Here is a 20,105-nt window from a genome sequence, read left to right as displayed (position 1 = left end):
GCAAGGGCGCATCGCGCTTGACCCTGCCAAGGGTGCATGCCACGTCGGTGGCGCAACCTGCCCGAGGTGATCATGTTCCAGACGCCCCAGCCCGACCTGATCGCAGGCCTTCCTGTGCTGTTCGTCATGGCCGCGAAGCCTGAATACGGCCCCGCCCTGCAGGCGCGCATCACCCCGCTGATCACCGGCATCGGCCCGGTCGAGGCCGCCGTGCGTCTGACCGCCGCCCTGACCCGGATGGACCCGCTGCCGCGCCTGATCGTGTCGCTGGGGTCGGCAGGGTCGGCCCGGCTGGTCCAGACCGAGCTCTATCAGGTCGGCGCGGTCGGCTATCGCGACATGGACGCCTCTCCTCTGGGATTCGCGCCGGGATGCACACCGCTCTTGGACCTGCCGCGCATGGTCGATCTGCCGCACCGCATCCCCGGCCTGCCGGTGGCCAGCCTGTCCACGGGGGCGAACATCGTCAGCGGAGCGGCTTATGCGCGGGTCGAGGAAGACATGGTCGACATGGAGACCTTCGCCCATCTTCGCGCCGCCCAGATGTTCGATGTCCCGCTGATCGGGCTGCGCGGCATCTCTGACGGTGTGGCCGAGCTTCGTGAGCTGACCGGCTGGACGCAGTACCTGCACGTCATCGACGAAAAGCTGGCGCATGCTGTGGATCTGCTGGAGGCCGCGATCGGCGACGGCCGGCTTCAGCCCTAGGTCGCCCGCGACAGGGGGCGCGCTTGTCCTTGCCCTGCCCCCGGCCTAAACCGGGACCGCAAGAACAGCGGACGGGCGGGAATGGCACGCGGCAATCGGATCATCGAAGACAGGCCCACCAGCCGGCGCGTCGGCGCGCTGGGGGCTCTGTGGCCCTTTGTGCGGCCCTATCGGGGGCAGGTGGTCATGGCGTTGCTGGCGCTGGTCGGCACCTCGGGGATCAGCCTGATCCTTCCGCTGGCGGTGCGCCGCGTGGTCGACAACTTCGATGATGGGGCGGGGCTGCTGGACGAATATTTCGGCGCCGCCCTGATCATCGTGGCGCTGCTGGCCCTAGGAACGGCGGCGCGCTACTTCTTCGTGACCCGATTGGGCGAACGCGTCGTCGCCGACATCCGCAAAGCGGTCTACGCCCGCGTCATCACCCTGTCGCCCGCCTTCTTCGAGCGCGTGTTGACCGGCGAGATCCTGTCGCGCATCACCACCGACACGACGCTGATCCAGTCGGTCGTGGGATCGTCCCTGTCGATTGCGCTGCGCAACCTGCTGATCCTGGTTGGGGGCCTGGCGCTGCTGGCCTGGACCTCGGTCAAGCTGACGGGGCTGGTGCTGCTGATCGTGCCGGCGATCCTGGTGCCGATCATCGTGCTGGGCCGCCGCCTTCGCGGGTTGTCGCGGCAGAACCAGGACTGGATCGCGCAATCGTCGGGCACCGCGTCGGAAACCCTGCTGGCCGCGCAGACGGTGCAGGCCTATACGGCCGAGGCGCGCAGCATTGCCCGCTTCGACGACGTGACCGAGCGGTCCTATCGCGTGGCGATGACCCGCATCGGCACACGGGCGGTGATGACCGCCATCGTGATCTTCCTGATCTTCGCAGGCGTCATCGGGGTCTTGTGGATCGGCGCCCGCGACGTGCGCGAAGGCGCGATGACGGCGGGCCAGCTGGTGCAGTTCGTGATCTATGCGATCCTGGTCGCGGGCGGAGCAGGGGCCCTGTCCGAGATATGGGGAGAGTTGCAGCGCGCCGCCGGCGCGACCGAGCGCCTGGCCGAGCTTCTGTCGGCAGAGGATGCGCTGACCGATCCGGCCCACCCGCGCGCCCTGCCGCAACCGGTGCGGGGAGATATCGCGCTGGAGGGTGTGGGCTTCCGCTTCCCCTCTCGACCCGACAGCCCGGCGCTGCACGGCGTCGACCTGACCATCCGCTCCGGAGAGACGGTGGCCCTTGTCGGTCCGTCAGGCGCCGGCAAGACCACGGTGATCCAGCTGATCCAGCGGTTCTGGGATCCGCAGGCGGGTCGCGCGACGCTGGACGGGATTGACCTGCGCGAACTGGCGCGCGTCGACCTGCGCAGCCAGATCGCGCTGGTGCCGCAGGACCCGGTCATCTTCGCCGCCTCGGCCGCCGACAACATCCGCCTTGGCCGCCCCGAGGCCAGCGATGCCGAGGTCCAGGCCGCCGCCCGCGCGGCCCATGCGCATGACTTCATCACGGCGCTGCCCGAAGGCTATGACACGGCGCTTGGCGAACGCGGCGTGATGCTGTCGGGCGGCCAGCGCCAGCGCGTGGCCATCGCCCGCGCCATCCTGCGCGACGCGCCGATCCTGCTGCTGGACGAGGCGACCAGCGCGCTGGATGCCGAATCAGAGGCGCTGGTGCAGGCGGCCGTCAGCCGCCTGGCCGAGGGGCGGACGACGATCATCGTCGCGCACCGCCTGGCGACGGTGAAGAAGGCGGACCGGATCGTCGTGCTGGACGAAGGTCGGGTCGTGGCGCAGGGCAGCCACGACGTGCTGGTGGCGCAGGGCGGGCTCTATGCGCGCCTGGCGCGAATGCAGTTCACGGACGGACCGCAAGCAGCCGATCAGGCCGTCTGAGCCTGCCGTTGCAGGCCGAAGGCCGTCGAGCCGCGGCAGGCTGGCCCGACGTCCCCGCGCCGAAGACCTGACCGGTCGGCGGCGCACCGGCGCCTATCGAGGTGCCGCATAGACCGCCGCCCAATAGACCGTGCGCCCGTCAGCTCCGATCGCCCGGCCAATGCCATAGTCGCGCACCTGCGGCAGCATGATGTTGGACAGGTGCCCCTGCGACGAGTTCCACTCCTGCAGCACGCGCGGCAGCGTGTAGGGACCGGCGGCGATATTCTCGGCCGTGACCGAGGGCGCATATCCCGCCGCGCGAACCCGTGCCGCCGGACCCGAGGTGGTGCTGCCGATGTGGGTCATGCGACCGCGCTTGGCCATGTCGCAGGCATGCGCCGCCGCCACCTTGGCCAACACCGGCCGGGCGGTGACCGGGGGAAGGCTCGCCCGGCTGCGGGCGCTGTTCGTCGCCGCGGCCCCGGCGGCGTTCTCGGACGCGCTGGTGGCGGCGCAGGTCGCCTCGCCGGGTTCGGCCACCTGGACGGCATAGGCGTCGGTCCCCAGGTCCGCGCTTGGGGCCGCGCAACCGGCCAGGGCCAGCCCGCAGAGCGCAAGCATCTGCGCCGGAAGTCTGAGCTGTCGTTCTGCCATCTGCGTCCTCTTCTTTATCCGCACTGGTTGTCGCGATTGTCTATACGAACAACCTTAAGGATTTGCAGCCACGATTGTCGAGATCGCCGCGCATTGGCGGGACGCTGCCGACATCCACGCGGCGGTCATCCGGCACCGTCGGGGATGACGCCGCGTTTTTGGCAGGGGCACAGGTGCAGACCCTTGCCCCCCAAGCCGCCTTCGGGACATCCTGCCCCGGCAGGGCGGGGCCGTAACACGGCTCGCGAGGGAGGACCAGATGGGCAAGTTCAGCACCTACGAGGATCGCAACAGGATAGAACAGCAATGCGACTACGAGGCGCGGGGCCTGCCGGTCACGATCTATGACTTTCTGTCCGGCACGGCGGCGAAACACCCCCAGCGGCCTGCGATCTCGTTTCAGCTTCTGTCGGGACCGCGCGCGCCGTGCACGACCCTGACATGGCAGGACCTGCTGGAGCGGGTGACCGAGACGGCCAACCTGTTCCGCAGCCTAGGCGTCGGCCCCACCGACACCATCGCCTATCTTCTGCCAAACAGCATCGAGACGCCGGTGGTCCTGCTGGCGGGCGCCACGGCGGGGATCGTGAACCCGATCAACCCGCTGCTGGATGCCCAGCAGATCGCCGGGATCCTGCGCGAGACGCGGGCCAAGGTGCTGGTGACGCTTCGGTCCTTCCCCAAGGCCGACGTGGCGCAGAAGGCAGCCGAGGCGGTGGCGCTTGCCCCCGATGTGACCCATGTGATCGAGGTCGACCTGAACCGCCACCTGCGCGGCATCAAGCGCTGGATCGTCCCGCTGATTCGCCCCAAGGTGAAGACGCGCCACCATGCCAAGGTCCTGAACTTCGAGGCCGCCGCCAGCGGCTGCAATCACACGCGCCTGGATTTCGACGACCCGAAGCAGGACCGCATTGCGGCCTATTTCCACACCGGGGGCACGACGGGGACGCCCAAGGTCGCGCAGCACAAGTATTCGGGCATGATCTACAACGGCTGGCTGGGCGGCACGCTGCTGTTCGACGAAGCCGACGTGCTGATGTGCCCGCTGCCGATGTTCCATGTCTTCGCGGCCTATCCGGTGCTGATGTCCTGCATCGCCTCGGGCGCGCATGTGGTCATGCCGACGCCCGCCGGGTACCGGGGCGACGGGGTCTTCGACAACTTCTGGAAGCTGATCGAACGCTGGCAGGCGACCTTCCTGATCACCGTGCCCACCGCCATCGCGGCGCTGATGCAGCGGCCGGTTAACGCCGATGTCAGCAGCCTCAAGACCGCGATTTCAGGGTCGGCACCGCTGCCGATCGAGCTTTACAACCGGTTCAAGGCCGCCACCGGCGTCGAGATCGCGGAAGGATATGGCCTGACCGAGGCGACCTGCCTGGTCAGCTGCAACCCTGTTGACGGGGTGAAGAAGGTGGGCTCCGTTGGCGTTCCCTTGCCCTACACGCATGTTCGGATCCTGAACCATTCCGACAGCGGGCAGATCCACGAATGCGGCGTCGACGAGGTCGGAGAGATCTGCGTGGCCAACCCCGGCGTCTTCCCCGGATCGACCTATACCGAGGTCGACAAGAACCACAAGCTGTTCGCCGAGGACCGCTATCTGCGGACGGGCGACCTGGGTCGGGTCGACGCGGACGGGTACCTGTGGATCACCGGGCGCGCAAAGGACCTGATCATCCGCGGCGGCCACAACATCGACCCCGCCGAGATCGAGGAGGGGCTGCTGTCCCATCCGGCCGTATCCTTCGTCGGCGCGATCGGCCAGCCGGACGCCTTCGCGGGCGAACTGCCCTGCGCCTATGTCGAACTGGTCGACGGCGCAACCGTCTCGGCCGAGGAGTTGATGGCCCATGCCAAGGCCCATATCCACGAACGCGCGGCGATTCCCAAGCACATCGAGATCCTGCCCGAACTTCCCAAGACCGCCGTGGGCAAGATCTTCAAGCCGGATCTGCGCAAGCTGGCGATCACGCGCGTCTTTGACATGGCGCTGGAGGGCACCGGCGCGCATGTCACCGGCGTGCACGAGGACAAGAAGCGTGGCCTGGTGGCCCACATCCGGCGCAACGGTGCCGATGAGGCAGAGGTCCGGACGCGGCTCGGCCAGTTCACCTGCGCCTGGGATTGGCCGACAGACGCGGACCAGTAGCAAGCGACGGCTTCGTCGTGGCTTCCCTTCGCCACGAGCCTGCAAAGGCAGCCCGTCGTCGGGTCTGGTCTGTCTGGCAACGGCGATCGGCATATGGCCAGCGCATTGCATATGCAATTTGCCTTTGTTCGCTGGAACAAGGCCGCATGGAGGTGCCTGCGCGGCCAGCCTCGCGCCAGCACGGCCGCGGGACCTGTAGGTCTTCCATGCCTTCGTTGCGACCGCCATGCGCTTGCTGATGCAGTCGGTCAGTCAAGCCATGGCATCCACGGTTCCCAGCCCACTCACGAGCGGTGTCGATGTCGGCGCGGATACTCGCCACCTTGTCCGTCCTGAACAACACTTAGCTCGTTGATTTTGCGCGATGAAGCTGCGGATTTGGTCGCGTTGAAATGCACGGTTTCGTATGCGTTGGGCAGAAGCCTTGCGATCCGGTCGCCGATGAAGCTCATTTTCGTGCTCCTGAACAGGATGACCTGCTCCGCCCCCGACTGGTCGACATGATCGCCACCAGCTGGTGAAGCTTGCGGAACTGATGGATTGGCGCGCGCGCTTCTTCCCTTCGCATCAGGGTCAGCCTGCGCCGTCGCCGCGCCTGGTGGCGGGGCTGATGTATCGCCAGCAAGCCTTCAAGCTGTCGGACGAGGCCGTCGTCGCCCGTTGGGTCGAGAACCCGTATCATCAGCACTTCACCGGCGAGACGTTCTTCCGGCACCGCCCGCCGACCGATCCCTCGTCGCTGGTGCGCTGGCGCAAGCGGATCGGCGAGGAAGGAGTGGAATGGCTGCTGACCAGGACCCCTTGAAGCCGGCCGAGCCGCGGGCGCGGGCGGCGACAAGAGCCTGAAGCGGGTCGCGGTCGACACAATTGTGATGGAAAAAGCCATCGCCCATCCCACGGATGCGCGACCTTACGAGCGGGCGCGCGCACGGCTGGTGGGGTTGGCGAAGGAAGCCAGGATCGATCTGCGCCAGAGCTACGCCCGTCTTGCCCCGCGACTGGCCCTTCAAGTCGGGCGGTATGCCCATACCCGGAAAATTCTAGCGCATGCCCAAGGCCCTGCGTCAGATCAAGAACTTTGCTGGAAGGCTCTGCCGGGACCTGCGCCGCCACTCGCAGGACATTTCCGAAGGTCCGCTGCGCGGACGGGTGCTGGAGGCGCTCTGGCTGGTCGGCCGCCTGCTCGAGCAGACGCCGCAGAGCAAGAACAGGGTCCATTCCCTGCACGAGCCGGAGGTCGACAGCATCTCCAGGGGCAAGGCCCGCATCCGCTACGAGTTCGGCACCAAGGTCAGCCTCGCCACAACCCTCGACGGAGGCCTCGCTGTCGGCGCCCGCAGCTTCCCCGGCAACCCCCACGACGGCCATACCCTGGCGCCTGCGCTGGAACAGGTCGCCATCCTGACCGGCCAGGTGCCGGCTCTGGCCGTGGTCGGCCGCGGCTATCGCGGCCACGGCGTGGAGACGGCCAGGGTCCTGATCAGCGGCACGAGACGCGGCATCACCCCCGCTATCGGCCAAGCTCATCAAGCGACGAAGCGCCCTCGAGCCTGAGATCGGGCACATGAACACAGGCGGTCGCCTCGCCAGGCGCCCGCTGAAAGGCCGCATCGGCGATGCCGTCCTCTGCGCCTGCGGCCACAACATCCGCAAGATCCTCGCCCGTATGAGGGTTCGTTGGTGTCTGCTGCTTCACCTGACCAAGGCCAGTATCTGGCGCGAAAGACACTGCCAGAGCTTCGCGCTGGCCGTCCGACACAGTTGTTCAGGCCGGACTAAGAAGGTCTGCGCATGGCCTCTCGGCGATCGGAAGCCAAACCCTTATTGGCACAGATTCCCGGCGATTTCATGGCTGTCAGGTCACACCCATCTGGATCAGAGGGTGCCTGATTGCGACGAAGACGAATACTCTCTGTCGCAGTGAGCCTACCCAGAAGCTTCGAGCGTCGCGCCGGTGTTCATCCGTTGTCGCGCAGGATGCGGCCCGCAAGGTAGAGCGAGCCGCAGATGAGGATGCGGGCGGCGGGGTCGTCCTGGATGATGCCGCGGATCGCCTCGGTTGCGTTGGCGGCGGTGCGGGCGGGGATGCCGACCGAGGCTGCCGAGCGTGCGGTCTCGGCGGCGGGAAGCGTGTTCTCCTCGCCCGGGATGTCGATGGCGGTCAGGGTGGCGGCGTGGGCCGCCAGCGGGCGCAGGTAGCCGGCGATGTCTTTGGTGTTCAGCATTCCGCAGACCAGGTGGGTCGGGCGGGGCGGCAGCGCCGACAGGGTGGCAGCGAGAGCCTCGCCACCCGCCGGATTATGGCCGCCGTCCAGCCACAGCTCGGCCGGGCCCGCCAGATCGACCAGCGGACCGTGGCGGAGGCGCTGCATGCGGGCCGGCCATTCCGCGAGGGTGACGGCGGCGCGGGCCTGGGCCTCGGTCGCGCCAAGGGCGCGGAGCGCGGCCAGCGCCGTGCCGGCGTTCTGGATCTGGTGCGGGCCGATCAGGTTCGGGCGCGGCAGGTCCCATAAGCCGTGGTCGTCCTGGAACACCATCCCGTCGCGGTCGGGCTGGATCATCCAATGCTGGCCGTAGGCGATGATCGGCGCCGTCAGCCCTTGGGCGCGGACCTCGATCACGCGCAGGGCCTCGTCGTTCTGCGGGCCGACGATGACCGGCACGCGCGGCTTGATGATGCCGGCCTTTTCGGCGGCAATCAGCGGCAGCGTCTCGCCGAGGTACTGCGTGTGGTCGATGGAGACCGGCGTGATGACCGTCAGGCGCGGGTCGTCAACGACGTTCGTCGCGTCCAGGCGACCGCCGAGGCCGACCTCGAGCAAAGTGTAATCCGCCTCGACGCGCGAGAACGCGAGGAAGGCGGCAGCCGTCGTGATCTCGAAGAAGGTGATCGGCTGACCGTCATTTGCGGCCTCGCATTCCTCCAGCGTCGCGGCAAGGCTGTCTTCGCGGATCAGGTCGCCCGCCAGGCGGATGCGTTCGTGGAACTGCGCCAGGTGCGGCGAGGTATAGGCGTGAACGCGGGCCCCGCCAGCCTGCAGCCCGGCGCGGATCATCGCCTGTGTGCTGCCCTTGCCGTTTGTGCCGGCGATATGGATGACCGGCGGGATCGACCGTTCAGGATGGCCCAGGGCCGCCAGGATGCGGTGCATCCGGTCCAGCGACAGGTCGATGACCTTGGGGTGCAGCGCCATCAGGCGCGCCAGGATCTGGTCTGATTGGCTCATGTCGAACACCGCCGGACAGCCCCCGACCGGAGGCTTGAACAAGGAAGAAGGTTATTCCGCCGGGGTTGCGGCCGTTTCGGGCGGCGCGACATCGGGCGTGGCCGGGGCCGGAAGATCGGCGCGGGTCGGCGCGGGCAGGCGGCCCAGCATGCGCAGGATCGAGATCAGGTCCTCGCGCAGTTGCTTGCGGTGCGTCACCCGGTCCAGCATGCCGTGTTCCAGCAGGTATTCGGCCCGCTGGAAGCCCTCGGGCAGCTTTTCGCGGATGGTCTGCTCGATGACGCGGGGTCCGGCAAAGCAGATCAAGGCATTCGGTTCGGCGATCTGGATGTCGCCCAGCATCGCATAGCTGGCGGTGACGCCGCCCGTGGTGGGATGGGTCAGCACGACGATATAGGGGATGCCGGCGTCCTTCAGCATCTCGACTGCGACGGTGGTGCGGGGCATCTGCATCAGCGACAGGATGCCTTCCTGCATGCGCGCCCCGCCGGCCGCCGAAAAGAGCACCAGCGGCTTGCCGGTTTCCACCGCGCGTTCGGCGGCGGCAACGATGGCATTGCCCACATACATGCCCATCGATCCGGCCATGAAGCTGAAGTCCTGGCCGGCGGCGACGACGGGCGTGCGGCCGATTTCGCCCTCGGCGACCAGCATCGCCTCTTTCTCGCCCGTGGATTTCTGGGCGGACTTCATGCGGTCGGGGTATCTCTTCTGGTCGCGGAACTGCAGCGGATCGGCCACCGGTTCGGGCACCTTCACCTCGACGAAGGCGCCCGCGTCAAAGAGCGCCGCAAAGCGGTCGCGCGGCGTGATCGCCATGTGATGGTCGCAGTTCGTGCAGACGTTCAGGTTGTCCGCCAGTTCGCGGTGGAACAGCATCGTCCCGCATTCGGGGCATTTCGTCCACAGGTTCTCGGGCACCTCGCGGCGCGAGAACAGCGAATTGATGCGCGGGCGGACATAGTTCGTGATCCAGTTCATCGCGGGCGACCTTGGCTGCTTCCCGCCCCAGATATGCCGCGAAGCAAGGAATTGCAATTGCCGGGGCGGGCGGGAATGATGCGCCCCATGTGGGCCACCCTGTTCTTTCTGCTGCATACCTCGCTGTCGCTGGCGATCATCGTGCGGGTGCTGCTGCGCCCGCGGATCGAGCCGTCGGTGCGGCTGGTCTGGGTGATGGTGATCCAGGCCGTGCCGGTCGTGGGCGCCGTCGCCTACCTGCTGTTCGGAGAGGTGCGCATGAAGCGGGCCGAGGTTCAGCGCATGGCCGACGTGCGAGACCGGCTGACGGGCCTGCGCAGTCCCAGCCCCGCCACGTGGCCGCCGGTGCCGGACGACACGAGCCCGGTGGTGGCGGCCAATGCTGCCGTCGGGGGGATGCCGCCGGTCAGCGGCAACCGCGTCAAGCTGCTGCCCGAAAGCGACGAGGCCATCGGCCGGATGGTCGAGGCGATCGACGCGGCGCAGGATCATGTCCATGTCGTCTTCTACATCTGGCTGCCCGATGTCAGCGGGATCAAGCTGGCCGAGGCGCTGATCCGGGCCGAGGCGCGGGGCGTCCAGTGCCGGGTGATCGTCGACGCGCTGGGGTCGCGCGCCTTCGTGCGTTCCGAGGTCTGGGACCGGATGCAGCAGGGCGGCGCGGAATGCGTGACGGCGTTCCCCTGGGGCCTGCCCTTCATCAGCATCCTGTTCCAGCGGCTGGACCTGCGCAACCACCGCAAGATCCTTGTAGTCGACAACCGCATCGCCTTTACCGGCAGCCGCAACGGCTCGGACATGGCCTTTGCGATCAAGCCGCGCTTCGCGCCCTGGGTGGACCTGCTGGTTTCGGTCGAGGGGCCGGCAGTGCGGCAGTTGCAGGCCGTTTTCCTGGGCGACTGGATGAGCTATACCGGACGGGACCTGGGCGACATGCTGCAGCCGGTCCAGCCGGTGGCGGACCCCGGCAGCATCCTTCAGGTCGTCGCAACGGGTCCGGACCTGCGGGCGGGCAGCGTGTCGGACTGCCTGTCGGGGATGCTGCACGTCGCGCGCGACCGCGTGGTGATCACGACGCCCTACTATGTGCCCGACGCGGCGCTGGACGCGGCGATCCGGTCCGCGGCGCGTCGTGGCGTTCATGTGACCATGCTGCTGCCCGCGCGCAACGACAGCCTGATCGTCGGCGCGACCAGCCAGGGGTTCTATCATGGCCTGCTGGCGGCGGGAGTGCGGCTGATGCTGTTCGAGGAGGGCCTGCTGCATTCCAAGATCATGACTGTCGACGGGCAGATGGCCATGATCGGCAGCGCGAACCTGGACCGCCGCAGCTTCGAGCTGAACTACGAGGTCAACATGACCGTCATCGACCGAGAGGTCGTGGGAGAGCTGGACGCGCGGCAGAAGACCTATGCCGCCCGCGCGCGGGAATTGACGCTCGAGGAGGTCAGGGGTTGGAGCAGGGGGCGCCGGATGCGCAACAACCTGTTGGCGCTGGCATCGCCGCTTCTGTGATCACAGCGGCAGGGCGGTCGTGTATTTCGTCTGGCGCAGGACAAAATGCGTCACCGTGCTGCGGATGATGCCCAGGGGCAGCATCCGGCGCATCAGGAAATGTTCCAGCCCCTCGGGGTCGGCGGCGACGATCTTCAACTGGTAGTCGGATGTTCCGGTGATCGTCGCGCATTCCATGACCTGGTCCTCGGACTGTACGAAGCGGTCGAAGCGCGCCAGCGTCTGTTCCGTGTGGTCCAGCAGCGACACCTGAACATAAGCCATTGCGTGCAGGCCCGCCTGCGTGGGCGTGACCAGAACCACCTGGCGGTCGATCACGCCACTGTCGATCAGGCGGCGCAGGCGGCGCCACGCGGGAGAGGTCGAGAGGCCCGCGCCCTCGGCCAAGCCTTGGGTCGACAAGGTCGCGTCGCGCTGCAGCAGCCGCAGGATGCGTCGGTCGGTCTCATCAAGATCCGGCATGCGATTCCCCCTGACCCCGACGCGCGGGCATCCTGTTCCCGAAGAATGCGTCCGGCGGCCCATCTGGGCAAGGTTTTTCAGACATCGGCGCTAGACTGTCTCCGAGGAGGAACCACCATGCCCAAGTCCACCGAATACGAGGCGAAGCATCCCGACGACCGCGGCTTCATCACCTATGACGCCGAAGAAGACGCCGTCTGGCGTGACCTCGTGGTGCAGCAGTTGCCGGCCGTGCGCCGCCACATGGCCGCGCCCTATCTGCGCGGGCTGGAGCTTCTGGACCTGCGCGCCGACCGCGTGCCGCAATGTCCCGACGTGTCCGCGAAGCTGGGCACGCTGACCGGCTGGCGGGTCGAGCCCGTGCCGGCGCTGATCGGCTTCGGTCGCTTCTTCGGGATGCTGGCCGACCGGACGTTCCCGGCCGCCAGCTTCATCCGCAAGCGCAAGCACTTCGACTATATAGAGGAGCCCGACATCTTCCACGAGATCTTCGGCCACACGCCCCTGCTGACCGACCCGGCCTTCGCCGCCTTCAGCCAGGCCATCGGCGAGGCGGGGACGCGCTGCGGCAAGTCGGACTACAGCTGGCTGATCCGCCTCTACTGGTTCTCGATCGAGTTCGGGCTGATGCGCGAGGCTGGCCAGCTGAAGGCGCTGGGGTCGGGGCTGGCAAGTTCGGTCACGGAACTGCCCTGGGCAATCTCGGGCCAGCCCGAACATCGGCCGTTCGGCGTGATCGACATCCTGCGCACGCCTTACCGCATCGATATCCACCAGCCGGTCTATTTCGTGATAGACAACCTGGACGACCTGTTCGCCGCCGCCCGCCGCGACCTGCTGTCCGATGTCGGGCACGCCCGTTCGCTGGGGCTGCACGCCCCGAAATATCCACCCAAGGATGCCGCCTGAGGAGATGCAGATGACCGACGATCTTGCCACCAGCACCTGCGAGCCCTGCCAGGGGGGCATCGCAGCCCTGGACGCCGACAGCGCCCAGACCATGATGGCAGAACTGACCGGCTGGACCATGTCCGGCGACGGCACCGCCATCACCCGGCGCTTCGACTTCAAGGGCTTCGCCAAGGCGGTCGAGATGGCGAACCTGGCCGCGTGGCTGGGCAACAAGCAGGGCCACCACCCCGATATCGCCTTCGGCTGGGGATACTGCGCCGTCACCTTCACCACGCACGAGGCGGGCGGGCTGACCCGCAACGACTTCATCTGCGCGGCGCGGCTGGACGCGCTGGTGGCCTGATACATCCGAGGGTTGTCGCCGCTTGCGTCACGGTCTATCCCGGTCGCAGACAGGATGTGGCGGGTTACGGCGAATGATCGATCCTTGTTCCGAAGGATGTCCCTCACCTGACGGGCGCTGCCGGCGTTCCGGGGCGCAGGCGGGGTGGCGGTAGTGCGGGGCAGGGGTTGGCTGCGGCGGCGCTTTCGCGCCAACGCGGCGCGCCAGTGGCAGCGGATGCACGCAAGCGTCCTGCGCCGCCCCGGCCCGGTATCGGAAAACCTGAGGGACGAGGCGCGGGCCCTGCAGCACGTCCTGTCCCGCTTTCTTCAGGCGGCCGATGCGCGGGCCCTGGGACCGCGCGATTCGCTGCGCCGGATCGACCTGCCGGCCGGCACAGACTGGCGGTGGCGCCCGCAGGTGATGCGGAGCCGCACGGCAGCCCCCGCACTGGTCGCCCCCGGTGACGGAAAATGGCTGTCGGACGAGGTTGCGCTGTTTCACGATTGCGGGGAACGGGCGCTGATCCTGCGGCAGGTCCGCAACCGCCGGGCCACCGACCTGTCGGATTTCGGCCTCTCGCTCGAGGTGATGGGGTTCACCGGCAGCTTCCTGTCGCTTTCGCTGTCTCTGCCATCCGATGCGCTGGAGGACCTGGCAAGCCACCATATTCTGAGGCTGGAGTCGGTCCTGCAGGCTGAACGCCCCATCGCCGTCTATGCACGGCTGAACGTCCAGCAGGGCCCGAACACCGAAACGCTGCTGCGCAAGATGGGCGACGACATTGCCGGTCGGAACTGTCACCGCATCATCGAGTTCGACCTTGCCTATGCGAACCTGTCCCAGCGGTCGGTCGACAAGGCGTGGCTGGATGTCATCTTCGAGGCGCCGTACATGAACGCCGTGGCGCTGCGCGACGCGATCCTGTCCCGCCATCCGCGTGCACAGATGTGAAGGAGGCGTCATGCCGATTTTCGAGGATCATGGCCTCCGGGGCGGCGTGTGGCGCGGTTGTTTGCGGGGGACGCAGGCACCGGCCCGTGTGGTCCTGGTCCAGCACGGTGAAATTATGGCCGAGGTTGTGCCCGTCGCCGACGGGCCTGACGCGTGGCATGTCGAGCTCGGCCTGCCGGCCGAGGTGCTGACCAGTGGCGTGCAGACACTGCTGCTCAAGGCCGAAGAAGGTGCCCGCGGGGAGGGACTGCGCCCCGACGGACGGGTGCTGGCGCGTCTTGTCCTGCTGGCAGGCCAGCCGCTGGACGAGGATCTGATGGCCGAGATCGCCACGCTGCGGGCCGAACTGGAACTGGTCAAGCGAGAGTTGCGACGCTTCGCCGCCGGCTGAGCGTCAGGGGGGCCGCCGCCGTTCACCGACCCGTCTTGTTTCCTTGCGAAGAACAAGGTGCTTCTCTATATGGGCGGCCTCGCACGCCCGTCCCGTCCGCGCCACCGAAGGAATTCGCCCATGACCCTGCCGCAGACGCCCCATTACCTGATCGACATGGCCAAGCTGCGGGCCAACATGGAAAAGGTCGCCTGGCTGCGCGAGGCGTCGGGCGCCAAGGCGCTTCTGGCGCTGAAATGTTTTGCCACCTGGTCGGTCTTCGATCTGATGCGCGACTACATGGACGGCACAACCTCGTCGTCGCTGTTCGAGCTGCGGCTGGGGCACGAGGAGTTCGGCCGCGAAACCCACGCCTATTCGGTGGCCTGGGCGGACCACGAGATCGACGAGGCCGTCAGCTATGCCGACAAGATCATCTTCAACAGCTTGTCGCAGCTGGATCGCTTCGCCGACCGCACCAAAGGCATCGCCACCGGCCTGCGCCTGAACCCGCGCTTTTCAACCAGCGGGTTCGACCTTGCCGACCCTGCGCGGCCCTTCTCGCGGCTGGGCGAGGCGGACCCGGCCCGGCTGGAAACCGCCTTGGATCACATCAACGGCGTGATGATCCACTATAACTGCGAGAACGCGGACTTCGACCTCTTCGACCGCCAGCTGACCCGGATCGAGGACGAGTTCGGCGGGTTGCTGAAGCGGCTGGACTGGGTGTCGCTCGGCGGCGGCATCCATTTCACCGGCGAGGGCTATCCGCTGGAGCGTCTGGCCGACCGGCTGAAGGCGTTCCAGGACCGCTTCGGCGTGCAGGCCTTCCTGGAGCCGGGCGAGGCCAGCGTCACCCGCACCACCACGCTGGAGGTCAGCGTGCTGGACATCATCGACAACGGCAAGCAGGTTGCCATCGTCGACAGCAGCACCGAAGCGCACATGCTGGACTTGCTGATCTATCGCGAGGACGCCAAGCTTCCGAAAGACGGGGACCACGCCTATCAGGTGGCCGGCAAGACCTGCCTCGCCGGCGACATCTTCGGAGAGGCGCGCTTCGAGCGCCCGTTGCAGGTCGGCGACCGGATCAGCATCCAGGACGCGGCCGGATATACGATGGTCAAGAAGAACTGGTTCAACGGCGTGGCCATGCCCACCATTGCCCGTCTGGAGGAGGACGGATCGGTCCGCACCGTCCGCAGCTTCGGCTATGACGATTACAAAGGCAGCCTTTCCTGAGGCGACCCAACCTCTGCCACCTGAAGGAGACAGAATTGGCGAAGAAGAACGTGCTCATCATCGGTGCGGGCGGCGTGGCGCAGGTCACGGCGCACAAGGTCGCGCAATGGGCGGTCGAGTTCGGCGAGCTGCACATCGCGAACCGGACTCAGGCCAAGGCCGATGCGATCATCCAGACCCTGCGCGACAAGGGCCACGACATGCCCTTCAACAGCCATGCGCTGGACGCGATGGATGCGGTCGCGGTGGAAACGCTGATCCGCAAGGTGGACGCGGGCATCGTGATCAACGTGGGCACGGCCTTTATCAACATGACCGTGCTGGAGGGCTGCATCCGCGCTGGCGCCGCCTATATCGACACCGCCATTCACGAAGACCCATCCAAGGTCTGCGAGACGCCGCCCTGGTACGGCAACTATGAATGGAAGCGGCGCGAGGACGTGGCCCGTGCCGGCATCACCGCCGTGCTGGGCGCGGGCTTCGATCCGGGCGTGGTGAACGCCTATGCCCGCCTGGCCGAGGACGAGTATTTCGACAAGATCGACAGCATCGACATCGTCGACATCAACGCGGGCAGCCATGGCCGCTGGTTCGCCACGAACTTCGACCCCGAGATCAACTTCCGCGAGTTCACCGGCACGGTATATTCCTGGCAGAAGGGAGCGTGGCAGGAAAACCGCATGTTCGAGGTGGGTCGCGAATGGGACCTGCCCGTTGTCGGCAAGCGCACCGCCTACCTGTCCGGCCATGACGAGGTTCACAGCCTCTCGGCCAGGTTCCCACAGGCGGATGTGCGGTTCTGGATGGGCTTTGGCGAGCATTACATCAACGTCTTCACCGTCCTGCAGAAGCTGGGCCTTCTGTCGGAACAGCCTGTCAAGTTGGCCGACGGGTCCGAGGTCGTGCCGCTGAAGGTGGTCAAGGCCGTGCTGCCCGACCCGGCCAGCCTGGCGCCGGATTACGAAGGCAAGACCTGCATCGGCGACCTGGTCAAGGGCACCCGCGACGGCAACCCCGGCGAGGTCTTCATCTATAACGTCGCCGACCACAAGGAAGCCTATGAGGAGGTCGGCAGCCAGGGCATCAGCTATACCGCCGGTGTGCCACCGGTCGCGGCAGCCATCCTGATCGCCCGCGGTCCGTGGGACGTCAAGAAGATGGCCAATGTCGAGGATCTGCCCGCACGGCCGTTCCTGGAGCTGCTGGGCCAGATGGGCCTGCCCACCCGCGTCATCGACGCTGAGGGCGACCGCCCGATCTGATGGCTTGATCTTTGGCAAGAATGCGCGGCGGTCCGGAACATCCGGGCCGCCGTTCGCGTTTGCCAGCGTCTTCTGCACGGGTTCCGAAAGGGTCGTGCGAGGCATGTGGGGGGTCTTGATGCCAGGTCCAGACAAGGGCTTTCTGTTTCCGCGCTTCAGCGCCGAGGGCGAAAGCTCTGTTCCGCGGCTGGCGAACTGGGCCGTCATCGGCATCTTCCTGATCCTGGGATTTTCGGCCATCGCGGCCGGACGCGACTTCCTGATGCCGGTGACGATGGCGGTGCTGCTGTTTTTCGTCTTCACGCCGTTACGCCGCTTCGCCGAGCGTCGGGGCGTTCCGGATGGACTGACCGCCGCCGGCATCACGCTGTCCATTCTTCTCAGTGTCGCTGTGATCGCCTATGCGGCAAGCGGGCCGATCAGCCGCGCGATGAACAACATGCCGCTGATCAGCTATCAGCTGGAGCAGAAGTTCGACAGCGTCCGCGACAGCCTTGCCGACCTGCGCGACGCGGCCGAGCGCATCGAGAACGCGCAGACCGAGGACGACCAGACCGGTGAAGCGCCTGCCATCCGCATCGAGGAGGACGGCGAGACGACGCTGGGGATGGTCGTGAAGACCGCGCCGCTGCTGCTGGGCCAGACGGTCTTCACGCTGATCCTGCTGTTCTTCATGATCGCGTCCGGCGACCTTCTTTATCTGAAGATCGTGCAGAGCTTCGACCGCATGCGCGACAAGCGGGGCGCCTACCTGGCCCTGCGGGAGATCGAGGATTCCCTTGGCAACTACCTGGGCGCGATCACCATCATCAACGCCTGCCTGGGCCTGGCGATCGGGCTGTCGATGTGGGCCTGGGGAATGCCAGGCGCGCTGCTGTTCGGGATCGGCGGGTTCGTCCTGAACTACATTCCGTACCTGGGCGCGATCATGGGGGTCGCCATTTCTGGCCTGGTGGCGCTGGTGGTCATGCCGGGCCTGTTCTGGCCCGCGATGGTCGCGCTGACCTATCTGGGGCTGACCTCGCTCGAGGGGCAGATCATCACGCCCTATTTCGTGTCGCGCCGGCTGCAGATGAACACGGTGGTGGTCTTTCTGGCGGTGGCGCTGTGGGCATGGCTGTGGTCGGTGCTCGGCATGGTGATAGCGGTCCCCGTCCTGGTCGTGATGCGCGTGCTGGCCGAACATGTTCCAGGGTGGGAGAAGTTCGGCAACTTCCTGGCGGGAGACCAGCCCCCTGCGCTGGACGAGGACGAGGCCGAGGCCAAGGAACTGGTCGAGACCGGCGCCGAGGCCGAGGACGAGCCCGCCGCCCGTGCCATCACCCGCGAGCTGGTCGAGCCGGAAGAGCCGTCCGGCAGCATCTGAGCCCGGACGGGCCGCCGTAAACCTTGCCTTGACCTTTTCGGACTATGCCAGGGGCTGGCAAATCCGGAAGGGACGGGACGATGACCTTTGGCATCTCGAAGAAGCTGACCTTGATGATAGGCGTGGCCGTGACGCTGAGCATCCTTGCGATGTCGCTGCAGCTGATGTCGTTGAACAAGGTGATGTGGAATGACCGCAAGAAGCTGATCTCCACGCAGGTCGAAAGCACCATGAGCATCCTCGCGCATTTCGCCGATCAGGTGGATGCCGGTGCGATGACACTGCAAGAGGCGCAAACCCGCGCGAAAGAGGCTGCGCGCGCAATTCGCTATGGCGACGACGATTACGTCTTCATCTATGACACGACGGGACTGCGGATCATGCACCCCGATGTCGCGCGAGAAGGCACTCAAGCATGGGACGCCACGGATGCGAAGGGCAAGCTGCACATCCGTCAGATGATCCAGACCGCGCAGGCGGGAGGGGGCTTCACCGACTATCACGTTGAACGCTTGTCGGGTGGCGACCCGCAGCCGAAGCTCTCTTATTCGTCCCAGTTCGCGCCCTGGGACTGGACCGTCGGCGCCGGGCTTTATGTGGACGACATCACCGCCGACTTCATGGCAGAGCTCCGGCGCAGCGGTCTCTGGTCGGCGCTGCTGGTGCTGGCGCTGATCGCCTGCGCCGTTCCGCTGTCGCGCAGCATCAGCGGGCCGATCCGGTCGCTGACCGCCATGATGGGCCGCCTGGCGCATGGTCAGACGGACATGGCCGCACCCGGCGCGGGCCGCCGGGATGAGATCGGCGCGATGGCCCGTGCGGTCGAGACGTTCCGCGAGGCGACGATCGAACGCGACCGCTTGGCCAAGTCGGCGGCCGACGTCGCGGCGCGCCAGACGGCGATGGCCGAGGAGACGAAGCAGAAGGCGGCCGAGCTGCAGGAGTTCGTGGCCGCGATCAGCCAGGGCTTCGACAGGCTCAGCTGCGGCGACCTGACAGTGCGCATCACTGACGATGTCGCGGCCGAGTTCGGGCCGATCCGGCATCAGTTCAACGAATCGCTGGGGCAGCTGGACGAGGCGTTCGGAGTCGTGGTCGAAGGTGTGACGGTGATGCGCGCAGGCTTGGCCGAGATCAGCGCCGCCGCGCAGGATCTGGCGCAGCGGACCGAACAGCAGGCAGCCAACCTCGAGGAAACGGTGGCGGCGCTGACAGAGGTCTCGAGAGGCGTCGACAAGACAGCCGACGGCGCGTCGAGCGCCGAGAGCAGTGTCGAGGCGGCGCAGTGCAGCGCCGAGAGCGGCGGCGAGGTGGTGCAGAAGGCCGTGGCTGCCGTGGGCGAGATCGAGGGCTCGACCCAGCGGATCGGAACGATCATCACCGTGATCGACGAGATCGCCTTCCAGACGAACCTCCTGGCGCTGAACGCCGGAATCGAGGCCGCCCGTGCGGGCGAGGCCGGGCGGGGCTTCGCCGTCGTCGCCCACGAGGTGCGGGCGCTGGCCCACAAGACCGTCGAGGCGGCGCGAGAGATCAAGAAGCTGATCGGCACCTCGACCGCCTCGGTCCAGGAAGGGGCGGACCTTGTCCGTGCGTCGGGGACGTCGCTGGTGGCCATCGTCGACGAGGTCTCGGCGATGCGAGAGATCATCACGATGATCGCCTCGAGCACGCGAGAGCAGTCCCACAGCCTGCGGGCCCTGTCCGAGGGGGCCGACCAGATGGACCGGGTCACCCAGCAGAACGCCGCGATGGTCGAGCAGACCACGGCCGCAGCGCGAGCCCTGGAAGAGCAGACCGAGCAGCTGGCAGCCAAGGCGGCGCAGTTCCGCACCAGCTCACGCGACGATCTGGCCAGTCTGTCGCCGAACCGGATGCGCACGGCTGGCGGGTCGTCCTGGTAGCAGGCGCCGGCCGGGTCCGCACGCGACCCGGCACCGCCACGGTCGCCTCATTCCTCCGCTTCCATTTTTGGTTGGGGAAGGGGGTGGGGTCGTAGTCGGCGCTATTGGGCGGCGATGGGGGTGAGGGATTCGGGGCGGGGCCAGATGCCGCGCGTGTCGATCACCCGCGCGTCGGCCGGGGCGGGCATGGCCTTGAAGTCGTCGTGGT

17 protein-coding genes and 1 pseudogene are annotated in these 20,105 nt (G+C 67.1%); 13 read left to right on the top strand and 5 right to left on the bottom strand.

The window, feature by feature from the left end:
• The first annotated feature begins 36 nt into the window (after positions 1-36).
• Both OC159_RS15795 and OC159_RS15790 read left to right on the top strand, forming a co-directional pair.
• Positions 37-708, top strand: a complete 672-nt coding sequence (locus OC159_RS15795) for a 5'-methylthioadenosine/S-adenosylhomocysteine nucleosidase (RefSeq protein WP_265502131.1) — start codon at positions 37-39, stop codon at positions 706-708.
• Between the two features lie 81 nt (positions 709-789).
• The gene (locus OC159_RS15790) at positions 790-2,589 is read left to right on the top strand and encodes an ABC transporter transmembrane domain-containing protein (RefSeq protein ID WP_265502130.1); all 1,800 of its coding nucleotides are present in this window, start codon (positions 790-792) and stop codon (positions 2,587-2,589) included.
• Between the two features lie 93 nt (positions 2,590-2,682).
• Here the strand turns inward: OC159_RS15790 and OC159_RS15785 are convergent, their stop codons facing one another.
• Positions 2,683-3,225 carry a CAP domain-containing protein gene (locus OC159_RS15785; RefSeq protein ID WP_265502129.1) on the bottom strand — a complete coding sequence of 181 codons (543 nt, stop codon included), beginning with the start codon at positions 3,223-3,225 and terminating at the stop codon, positions 2,683-2,685.
• A gap of 259 nt (positions 3,226-3,484) precedes the next feature.
• Between OC159_RS15785 and OC159_RS15780 the strand changes: the two genes are divergently transcribed.
• Complete coding sequence (locus OC159_RS15780; RefSeq protein WP_265502128.1) at positions 3,485-5,380, top strand: acyl-CoA synthetase; 1,896 nt, start codon at positions 3,485-3,487, stop codon at positions 5,378-5,380.
• A 284-nt stretch (positions 5,381-5,664) separates the two neighbouring features.
• On the opposite strand, the gene OC159_RS15775 is transcribed toward OC159_RS15780, so the two are convergent.
• On the bottom strand, positions 5,665-5,832 hold the full coding sequence (locus OC159_RS15775) for a hypothetical protein (RefSeq protein WP_265502156.1): 168 nt from the start codon (positions 5,830-5,832) through the stop codon (positions 5,665-5,667).
• A gap of 48 nt (positions 5,833-5,880) precedes the next feature.
• Here OC159_RS15775 and OC159_RS15770 point away from each other — a divergent pair.
• Positions 5,881-7,106 (top strand): annotated as a pseudogene (locus OC159_RS15770) (IS5 family transposase); the annotation flags it as partial.
• A 232-nt stretch (positions 7,107-7,338) separates the two neighbouring features.
• Here OC159_RS15770 and OC159_RS15765 read toward each other — a convergent pair.
• The gene (locus OC159_RS15765) at positions 7,339-8,607 is read right to left on the bottom strand and encodes a bifunctional folylpolyglutamate synthase/dihydrofolate synthase (protein WP_265502127.1); all 1,269 of its coding nucleotides are present in this window, start codon (positions 8,605-8,607) and stop codon (positions 7,339-7,341) included.
• A gap of 51 nt (positions 8,608-8,658) precedes the next feature.
• Positions 8,659-9,588 (bottom strand): acetyl-CoA carboxylase, carboxyltransferase subunit beta, encoded by a 930-nt coding sequence (gene accD, locus OC159_RS15760; RefSeq protein ID WP_265502126.1) that lies wholly within the window; start codon positions 9,586-9,588, stop codon positions 8,659-8,661.
• Positions 9,589-9,675: 87 nt separating this feature from the next.
• On the opposite strand from accD, the gene cls reads away from it, so the two are divergent.
• Complete coding sequence (gene cls, locus OC159_RS15755) at positions 9,676-11,103, top strand: cardiolipin synthase (RefSeq protein WP_265502125.1); 1,428 nt, start codon at positions 9,676-9,678, stop codon at positions 11,101-11,103.
• Here the strand turns inward: cls and OC159_RS15750 are convergent, their stop codons facing one another.
• On the bottom strand, positions 11,104-11,565 hold the full coding sequence (locus tag OC159_RS15750; protein ID WP_265502124.1) for an Lrp/AsnC family transcriptional regulator: 462 nt from the start codon (positions 11,563-11,565) through the stop codon (positions 11,104-11,106).
• A 117-nt stretch (positions 11,566-11,682) separates the two neighbouring features.
• On the opposite strand from OC159_RS15750, the gene OC159_RS15745 reads away from it, so the two are divergent.
• The 8 genes from OC159_RS15745 to OC159_RS15710 all read left to right on the top strand — a co-directional run bounded on the left by OC159_RS15745 (position 11,683) and on the right by OC159_RS15710 (position 19,897).
• Positions 11,683-12,474, top strand: coding sequence for a phenylalanine 4-monooxygenase (locus OC159_RS15745; RefSeq protein ID WP_265502123.1), 792 nt, complete (start codon positions 11,683-11,685; stop codon positions 12,472-12,474).
• A 10-nt stretch (positions 12,475-12,484) separates the two neighbouring features.
• Entirely contained in the window at positions 12,485-12,820 is a 336-nt protein-coding gene (locus tag OC159_RS15740; protein WP_265502122.1) for a 4a-hydroxytetrahydrobiopterin dehydratase, read from the top strand.
• 153 nt (positions 12,821-12,973) lie between these two features.
• The gene (locus OC159_RS15735) at positions 12,974-13,753 is read left to right on the top strand and encodes a DUF6478 family protein (protein WP_265502121.1); all 780 of its coding nucleotides are present in this window, start codon (positions 12,974-12,976) and stop codon (positions 13,751-13,753) included.
• A 10-nt stretch (positions 13,754-13,763) separates the two neighbouring features.
• Positions 13,764-14,144, top strand: coding sequence for a hypothetical protein (locus OC159_RS15730; RefSeq protein ID WP_265502120.1), 381 nt, complete (start codon positions 13,764-13,766; stop codon positions 14,142-14,144).
• 126 nt (positions 14,145-14,270) lie between these two features.
• Positions 14,271-15,365, top strand: coding sequence for a carboxynorspermidine decarboxylase (nspC, locus tag OC159_RS15725; protein ID WP_265502154.1), 1,095 nt, complete (start codon positions 14,271-14,273; stop codon positions 15,363-15,365).
• A gap of 35 nt (positions 15,366-15,400) precedes the next feature.
• Positions 15,401-16,627 (top strand): saccharopine dehydrogenase family protein, encoded by a 1,227-nt coding sequence (locus OC159_RS15720; RefSeq protein WP_265502119.1) that lies wholly within the window; start codon positions 15,401-15,403, stop codon positions 16,625-16,627.
• 118 nt (positions 16,628-16,745) lie between these two features.
• Positions 16,746-17,993, top strand: coding sequence for an AI-2E family transporter (locus OC159_RS15715; protein WP_265502118.1), 1,248 nt, complete (start codon positions 16,746-16,748; stop codon positions 17,991-17,993).
• Between the two features lie 80 nt (positions 17,994-18,073).
• Positions 18,074-19,897: a methyl-accepting chemotaxis protein gene (locus OC159_RS15710; protein WP_265502117.1), complete on the top strand. Its 1,824-nt coding sequence runs from the start codon at positions 18,074-18,076 to the stop codon at positions 19,895-19,897.
• Positions 19,898-20,105: the final 208 nt, after the last annotated feature.

Origin of the sequence: Paracoccus beibuensis (genome assembly GCF_026162625.1) — a bacterium.
GTDB lineage: Bacteria > Pseudomonadota > Alphaproteobacteria > Rhodobacterales > Rhodobacteraceae > Paracoccus > Paracoccus beibuensis.
Note: the sequence above shows the minus strand (reverse complement) of the source record. Positions and strands in the feature narration are given on the sequence as shown.